The organism is Komagataeibacter oboediens (assembly GCF_003207815.1).
Taxonomy (GTDB): Bacteria; Pseudomonadota; Alphaproteobacteria; order Acetobacterales; family Acetobacteraceae; genus Komagataeibacter; species Komagataeibacter oboediens.
In genome coordinates, this window is record NZ_NKTX01000176.1 from 1 (window position 1) to 1611 (window position 1611).

The following is a 1611-nucleotide window of genomic DNA, read 5'->3' on the forward strand; positions in this document are numbered from 1 at the left end:
CCCAGTGTCACGCCTTCGGATCCTTGATCTTCCCCGTTCCCTCGTCGTTCGTCGTGTTGTTGCACTGGACAACAGAGTGGAGATCGAAGTCGGTCTGCGCAAGCGGAGTGTACTGTGTCCGGACTGTCAGTGCCCGACACAACGCATTCACAGCTTCTATCAGAGAAAACTTGCGGATCTTCCATGGCAGGGCCGTCCGGCCACGCTGATCGTTTCTGTACCACGCTTTTTCTGTCAGGCTGCGGTCTGTCCACGTCGGACCTTTGTGATGCCCCTTGACGGGATAACCGTACGTCATGGCAGACAGACCACGCGTCTTACCGATCTTCATTATTATATCGCCCATACCCTGGGCGGTTCCGCTGGTGCACGAATGACCGTGCGCCTGTGTTGCCCCATCAGCCCGGACACTCTCATTCGCCGCCTCCTTTCCCGGGCACGGAACACCAGGAAAGACATGCCCCCTACACGCGTGGTAGGAGTGGATGACTGGGCATGGCGACGGGGACATCACTATGGAACGATTGTGGTCGATCTTGAGAAAAATGATGTCATTGACCTCCTGCCAGATCGGGAGGCTGCGACCCTGGCCCAATGGCTGCAGGCCCACCCCGGTGTTGAAATCATTGCCAGAGACCGTGCCGGTGCTTATGCAGATGGATGCCATAGAGGCGCGCCATCAGCTCTTCAGGTGACGGACCGCTGGCATCTGCTGAAGAACCTGTCAGAGGCTTTTGTCAGCATACTGGGCCGTTTCACGACAACAGTCAGAACCCTGACGCGACAACTCAGCGCATCAACGACATTGAGCGAAACGTCTGGAACAGTCAGGACACAACCAGAAGAAGCGCAGACGCTCATCAGGTCAGTCTCTGGGGAGCGACGTGAAACTCTTTTCAATGAAGCTCTTGCCCTGAAAGCAGAAGGGCACAGTATTCAGGCTATCGCCACAACGATCGGAGTAGAGAGAAAAACCGTGCGGCGCTGGTTTCAGCGGGGCCATGCGCCAACATGGAAAAGGACGGTTCCGACACGCAGCATACTCGGGCCTTACATATCCCATCTGGAAAAGAGATGGGTCGAAGGATGTCGGAATATTCGCCAGCTATGGCGGGAACTCCTGGAGCAGGGGTTTACAGGAAAATATGGCATTGTCCGGAAATGGGTGACGACGCGACAGGGTATTTCCACGAAACCCATTTCTTCCGCGTATGTCTCGCCCCCTCTGGGGCGCAAACTTGCACGCCTTCTTCTTGCAGATGATCCATTGTCTGCTGGACGACAGGACGGGCTACCTGTTCCTGCCCTTCTGGAAGCCGAACCGCAACTCGCTGTCACGCTCTGCTGGCTCAGGAAAATGCAGAACCTCCTCTGTAAAAAGGAGGACACCAGAAAGGAAGGCGATCTGAAGGCCCTGCTGGAAGAAGGGAAAACGACGCTGCTATCGCGTTTGATTCCTGCGCTTGAACGGGATGCTGCTGCCATTGAAGCTTCTCTCGTCACACCATGGACAACCAGCCCGGTTGAAGGACAGATCAGCCGATTGAAAATGATCAAGCGAACCATGTTCGGAAGAGCAGGCTTCGAACTCCTCAGGGCTCGTGTCCTCCA

1 protein-coding gene is annotated in these 1611 nt (G+C 55.7%); it reads left to right on the forward strand.

From position 1 onward, the window contains the following. Positions 1-4: 4 nt before the first annotated feature. On the forward strand, positions 5-1611 hold a 1607-nt coding region (locus CFR80_RS18045), incomplete at its 3' end, for an ISL3 family transposase (protein ID WP_110507845.1).